We start from the raw sequence: 6916 nt of genomic DNA on the forward strand, positions 1-6916 counted from the left end.
AATAGCCGCATCCCGGCGCGGGGTAGTTCGCTACGCTTTCCGCGTTCTGCAGGGCACGCACATGCAAAATCTCCGCCGTATTCTCCCCCGGTTTTCGCGTCATTTCCGCCGCTCGCAGCCAAAATGCAGATCTGCATGAAAATGATCTAGGCTGGGGTAAATGAGCCAGGAGAAGTTTCGCAGCCAGCTATCATCTTTTGCAGACGCAGCGGTATTTCAGGGGATCCCGCACCTGCGCCTCTCCCCAGCTACCCACACTCTGGAGCTGTACCTACCGGCCGTAACCGCAGGTTATGAGCCAGAAGATCCCCAGTGGACCGTGACCGCACAGCTGCTCGATGGCAGCGAGGACACCCGCAAGTTCTACTATGTGGAGGGCGAGGAGCCCGGCTTGTGGATCAGCATGCCGCGTGCCTTTAGCCACCTCAGCGTCTCCTTTGAGGAGCACACTGTGGAATTCGCCGGCGTGGCCAATGGCGGCCTGCTGTTGGATTCCACCCATCGCCCAATCGATACCACCACCGCGGTGGCCAAGGGCTCTTATACCTTCATCGCTCCCGCTGGCACGGAGCTCGCCAAGGCCAAGGTCAGCGAGGCCCGTCCCCACGGTGCATGGGAGGGCTGGACTATCGCCCCGGTCGAGGTCAGCCAGTCTTTCACCGTGGAGGTCCCGCGCCAAGAATCCGCAACCATCAAGGTCTCCGGCAGCCCTGATTTTGCTTGGGACATGGCCGTAAAGACGCTACCCAATGCCCATGGCCTAGATGGCGAACTGGTCTATACCCAGTCCCCGCGGATCATCGCCAATACGGATCTCAGCATGGAGCTGACCTATGTCCCCATTGGTGGGGAAGAGGAGGCAGTGCTGGAGGATGAACTACCGGAGGGCATCCACGAGGTGCTCCCCGCAGACGCCTTCGAGGATCCCTGGGTAGGCCGCTACCGCTTCACCCTGTACAAGGACGAGGAACTGGTGGATATCCAGTACCTCAACTTTGCGGAATCGCTGCACATGCGTGCCAAGAACGAGGGCCCGCGCGGCACCAACTTCCGCTTTATCGACGCCCTGGGCAACCTTTCACCGTTTAGCTATGCCTTGGCTTCTGCGCCGGGCAAGGCTATCCAGATGGAAAAGGGCCAGCGCGTCTTTGGCGAAGACGAAAGCGTGCGCGAGGAGACCGTCGGCAGTGAAGCCGGCTATGAGCTGACCTTCCAGGTGGAGCCGGCGACGATTCGCACCCGCGTCAAACGTACCGCGGCCGAGCCCGTGTATTACCTGGATAAGCAGGTCATCCTGGCGGACCAGCTCGATGCCGATGCACTTTTCACCATCCACTCACCGGAGCCACTGCCGCTGGCAAAGTTCGTGGTTATTGATAAGAACCAGAAGATTAGGGACCTTGTCACCGCCAATGGCTCTACGGAGGCCGCCACCAGCCTGTCCGTGCCTAACCGCGCGCTGAAGTCGGCGCTGACGAAGAAGACCTCGCTGGAGCTCTACCTCCTGTGGTCCACGTTGTCCTATGAGGAATACCTCGAAGGACTGCCGGAAAAGGAGCGCGCAGCGCACCAAAAGCGCAGCTTTGAGCGTCGCGTCATGGAATATGAGGCCACCGCGGCCAGCGACCTCATTTATGCCGCCATTGCCACCGTGCGCAAGGCACCGTTGGTCGCCCGCGCAACCATTGAGGACGGCATCCTCATCCCTGAGCAGGCGCATGAGGAGGAGGTAGAACTGCTGGCTTGGGCGTGGCCGCTGGGTAATCCTGCGGGCGAGCCGCAACCGCTGGAGCCCACGGAGGAAGGCTTTGAACTGCCCGAGGAGTTGCTGGACGCCGGCCACCTCATCGTGGACTTCCGCGAGGATGAGCCGGCCAGCGACTTAGCCGCGCCACAGTACCCGCCGGCTAGCGCCCTCATCATCTTCCAGGACGGCGAAACCGAAAACACCGAAGGTATGTGGCCTACCTACGCGGCCATGCGCCGCCTCGCGCCCAAGGCCAAGGAAACCTTCGAGGGAATCATCAAGGAGATTGAGGCGGATCCGCGCGCCAGCATGGACGCCCTTATGGCCGCAGACTTTGAGCCAGGGCAGCGCATGCGCGCCTTTGTCCGCACCGGCTTGGTCTCGCGCACCTTCCGCCGCGAGGAGCCGGCCACCGAGCCTTCCTCACTCTTGGCCGCGCTTGCCGACGCCGCCCATGACTACGTCGAAGCCCACGGCTCCGCCTCCCTCGCGCGCGTGCCGTCCACCGGCGTCGACGATGTCACCCGCCCCATGCTGCTGATGAGTGCAACGGGCGAGGCACCTACGCCAGCAATGGACAGCGACCAGCTCTGCGATGATGCCCACCGCATCGCCGCACTGCGCGAGTGCTTTGCCAATGACCTTGCGCTCACCCGCCTGGGCACCATTTCTAACCTGCGTAGCACCGCAATGCAGCTGCGGGTGACGCTGCAACAGCTGGGCGTCGATAAGTCCGTCCTGCATACCCTGCTCGCGCTGGACGCCTTTGGCGATGGCAATTCGGAGCTCGGCGATTCCGCCTGGATGCCGTTTATTTCCTATGTCTTTGCCATCACGGCGCGCGGCGTGGCCAATGGCAAGCTGGCGGACCCTGCTTTCGCCGCCACGCTTGACGACGCCCTCCCACAGCTCGCCGAGGCCGTCTCCCTCGCCCCGCAGCTGTTCTACCGCGATATTCTCACCGCGGAGGCGCTCACGCTCAGCTAGGGTGGCAGGCATGCAGGTCATCTCTACCAATGTCGCCGTCCGCCGGCCGGACCCGAGCGGGCGGCATGAGTTCTCGGGCATCGACAAGCAGCCGCAGGACTTTATCGATCTGGCGGCACCCGGACCCCATTACGGCGATGGATCTGGCGTGCGCGGCGATATAATTGGTGACACCCAACATCACGGCGGCAACGATAAGGCCGTCTACGCTTACTCCCGCGAGGAACTGGATTACTGGCAATCTGAACTTTCCCGCCCGCTGGCCTCCGGGAGCTTTGGCGAAAATCTCACCACGCAGGGCATCGATCTGTCTGCTCTGCTCATCAATCAGCGCGTGTGCATCGGTACTGCCGTGCTTGAGGTATCCGTGCCCCGCCAACCGTGTGCCACCTTCGCCGGCTGGCTAGGGGAGTGCGGCTGGCTCAAGCGCTGGACCGCGCGTGGCGACTGCGGCACCTACCTGCGCATCGTGTCCCCCGGCCGCATTCGCCCCGGCGACGCCATTAAGCTGGATACCCCACCCAGCCACGGCATCATCATGCGCATGGCCTTTGCCGCCAAGATGGGCGACCGCGCCCTCGCCCGGCGCGTTGTAGATGCTGGCTGCCTGCCCACTCACCAACAGAACTCGCTTCGCACCTAGTTACACAAGGGCTCATAGTCCGCCGAACCGATCCACCTTGAACGTTCCCCATCACTATTGGCACTGCTCGAAAGGTATCGCTTTGCCGCGTCCTCATGTCGAGCTCATCAATGTCCCGTTGTTCCGCCCGCACTCGATGAGCCCAAACATCCGGTAGGCAACGAGACCGCAGGCTGTGTCAGGGCCTTTAGCTTACCGGCGAGGCCAGCACCCTCTTCTTGCCCGGAGTGCACGCAAAACAAAAGCACGCCAGCGCTTAGCGCTGGCGTGCTTTTCATGCCGAGTGCGAAGGAGGGGCAGTGGCTGTGTTACTTGCCCGCTTCAAAGCTCAGATGGTGCCCCTTCGCCTTAGGGAAGCGGCCGTGCACGAAGAAGTAGTAGATAGCGGCGATGACCACGAGACCCGCGAGAATGAGATACATCGTGTCAAAGCCCGTTGCCCCAACAATGGGGCCCAGGCCGAACGGGGCCAGGCCAATACCGAGGTCCATGAGCAGGAACATGGTGGAGATACCGGCGCCCATCTGCGCGGCAGGAACCGAGCGCACGGAGATGGCTTGGCAGGCGGGGCTGAGGGTGCCGAAGCCCAAACCGGTGCAGGCGCCCGCGACCACCAGCATGACGTCATTGGTGGGGAAACCCATGATCAGCAGGGCCACGACAAAGGCGGCCAAGCCGAGGTACATCACGGCATTATCACCCTTATAGTCCTGGATACGGCCCAAGACGAAGCGCATGATGAGCATCGTGACCGCATAGCCGATAAAGAAGAGCCCTGCGCCGGTGGCCAGGTCTTCCTTGCGGGCGTAGGCGTTGAGGTAGGTCACCACGCCGGAGTAGGCGATGCCGACTAGGAGCATGAATAGACCGATGGGCACCACGTTGGGGTGCACGGCATTGCGCAACTTAAAGGCCGGCTTTTCGGAGGAAACCTCGGCCGGATAGCGCAGCACCAAGGCCAGGATCAAGGAAACAATATTTGCACCAAGGGCGACAGCAAAAAGCGTGGTGTAGCCGATGTTATTAGCCAATAACAGGCCGATAGCTGGACCAAACGCGGTTGCAAGGGTAGTGCCCAGGGCGAAGTATCCGGTGCCTTCCGCACGGCGTTCATGTGGGATAACGGACTGCGCCACCGCCATGAGTGCCGTGGAGGTCAAGGCATAGCCCGCGCCGTGCACCATTCGCACGATAATCAAGACCGCAACATTATGCGCAAAAAAGTACGCCACAGCTACAACTGTGACGAAGGCCAGGGAAGTCAAGGCCGCCTTCTTGTGGCCCACGCGGTCCACGATCCAGCCGGAGAACACGCGCATGCACGTCGCGCCCAGAACAAAGGCACTGGAGGCGAAACCACCGACGGTATCCGATGCCCCGAAGCTCTCTACCGCGTAGAGGGCCATGGTGGTTACGGACAGGTAAAAGACCAAGAACTGACAAAAATTAGCCACCCACGCGAGGACAAACGTAGGCGTAATCAGCTGCGGTTTAGCCGCTGCAGATTCCGTAGGCGTCATATACTCACTCCAAATAACAAAAAGAAAATTCCCTCTCCACGCGCTGGCCATAAGGCCACGCATCGCAGACGAAGGAAATAGAAATTGAATTATACGGAGAGGCACTATACGCCCCGCAGGCTGCAAAGGTTAATCAAAAGCCCTTACAGGCTCTTATCAAAGCCGCCCCCGTTTCGGCGGCTACCGGCAAATTGCCAGGCCTTGAACTGGCAAAATGCTACCCACTGGGCAGGTAGCACAGATTCGTGCACGCTTAGGAGACGCTGGTCAGGAGATTTGCATAAATAGCTTGAGCCGGGTCGCGCAAAGGGGACCCGGCTGGTTTCTCCCGCCTTGTAAAGCGCTCAAACCTTTAGGCCCCGGTATAAGGATCACGGATACCCAAGTACTGCACCGCGGTATATTCTTCAATACCTTCGGCGCCGCCTTCGCGTCCTAAACCAGATTGCTTGACACCGCCGAATGGGGCAGCGGCATTAGAGATGACACCGGCATTGAATCCCATCAAGCCAAACTCGAGGCCGTCGGCAACGCGCCAGAGGCGATCGGAATCCTCCGTATATACATAGGAGGCAAGTCCGTACTCCGTATCGTTCGCAATCTCTAACGCTTCCGATTCGTCCTTGAAGGTAAGGATGGGCGCGACCGGTCCAAAAATTTCTTCCTGAGCCACGCGAGTTTCACGTGAAACATTGCTCAGGATAGTGGGCGCATAGAAGTGGCCCGCGCCCTCGCCGCGGGTGCCACCGGTGACAACGGTCGCACCCTTGTCCACCGCATCCTCAACCAGGGCTGCAATATTGTCGAGGGCCTTAGCCTCAATCAGTGGACCACACGTCACGCCTTCGTCCATGCCATTGCCAACGACAAGCTTCTCAAACTCTGTTGCCAGCTTCTGCGTAAATTGCTCTGCCACGGACTCGTGCACCAAGAAGCGATTGGCCGCGGTGCAGGCCTCGCCGATATTGCGCATCTTGGCGCCCATAGCTCCCGCAACCGCTTGATCAATATCCGCATCCTCGAAAACAATGAACGGTGCATTACCGCCTAATTCCATAGAGGTGCGCAAGACATTGTCCGCGGCACCCTTCAGGAGGGTTTTGCCCACTGGGGTAGAACCGGTGAAGGAGAGCTTGCGCAAGCGGGCGTCGGCAAGCAAGGGCTCTGAAATGGCCGAAGCGGAGCTGCCAGAGACAACATTGAGCACGCCTTGCGGCAGGCCGGCATCGAGCATGGTTTGCGCGAAGTACTGCGCGGTGAGCGGCGTCAGCTTGGCTGGCTTCAGGACCATGGTGCAGCCTGCTGCAACGGCCGGGGCAACCTTTCGGGTGGCCATGGCGAGGGGGAAGTTCCACGGAGTAATCAATAGGCACGGACCCACGGGCTTGCGGCGAGTAACCATGCGCAAGGTGCCTTCCGGGACAGGGGAGTAGCGGCCATAATCACGCGTGGCTTCTTCACTAAACCACCGCAAATATTCCGCACCATAGGTGACCTCGCCTTGCGACTCGGCAAAGGGCTTTCCCATTTCAAGGGTCATCAGGGTAGCGAACTCATCGGCGCGCTCGTGTACCAACTCAAAGGCGCGGCGGAGAATATCTGCGCGCTCGCGCGGGGTGGTGTGCGCCCACTCATCTTGGGCCGCACAGGCAGCATCGAGGGCAGCCACCGCATCATTAGAATTCGCCGAGGACAGCGTGGCGATCGTCGCGCCCGTCGCCGGATTTTCTACATTAAAGGTCTCGCCGGAAGACGCGTCGCGCCACTGTCCGTCAATCAAAAGCTGAGTGGGGACCTTCGCTAGTAGTTCCTTCTGGTCGATGCTCATATTGATCACCTTTCTCCATTACGTGGATGCACCCCACAGTACGCGATTCCTTAGCTGGCTTTCTTGGTCCTGTGCCTAGCACAAACGCATAGGGGGGTGTTCCTATATAGGTTGTCAACCTCGAGGGTGGAGAAATCGGGGGCGGATTCTCTCTGCGGGGTTGTTTGGTCGTGTTGTTTTCGGGCATGGCT

4 protein-coding genes are annotated in these 6916 nt (G+C 60.3%); 2 read left to right on the top strand and 2 right to left on the bottom strand.

The annotated features are described in order from the left end of the window. Positions 1 to 160 precede the first annotated feature (160 nt). Both BKN05_RS06660 and BKN05_RS06665 read left to right on the top strand, forming a co-directional pair. Positions 161 to 2734, top strand: coding sequence for a hypothetical protein (locus BKN05_RS06660; RefSeq protein WP_049377764.1), 2574 nt, complete (start codon positions 161 to 163; stop codon positions 2732 to 2734). Positions 2735 to 2744: 10 nt separating this feature from the next. Then, a complete protein-coding gene (locus BKN05_RS06665; RefSeq protein ID WP_049377790.1) occupies positions 2745 to 3377 on the top strand; it encodes an MOSC domain-containing protein in 633 nt (210 codons plus the stop codon). Between the two features lie 308 nt (positions 3378 to 3685). On the opposite strand, the gene BKN05_RS06670 is transcribed toward BKN05_RS06665, so the two are convergent. Together BKN05_RS06670 and BKN05_RS06675 are read right to left on the bottom strand one after the other, a co-directional pair. After that, on the bottom strand, positions 3686 to 4897 hold the full coding sequence (locus BKN05_RS06670) for an MFS transporter (protein ID WP_049377765.1): 1212 nt from the start codon (positions 4895 to 4897) through the stop codon (positions 3686 to 3688). Positions 4898 to 5249: 352 nt separating this feature from the next. Then, a complete protein-coding gene (locus BKN05_RS06675; protein WP_049377766.1) occupies positions 5250 to 6725 on the bottom strand; it encodes an NAD-dependent succinate-semialdehyde dehydrogenase in 1476 nt (491 codons plus the stop codon). Positions 6726 to 6916 lie beyond the last annotated feature (191 nt).

The organism is Corynebacterium sp. S5S1 (assembly GCF_001913985.1).
Taxonomy (GTDB): Bacteria; Actinomycetota; Actinomycetes; order Mycobacteriales; family Mycobacteriaceae; genus Corynebacterium; species Corynebacterium marquesiae.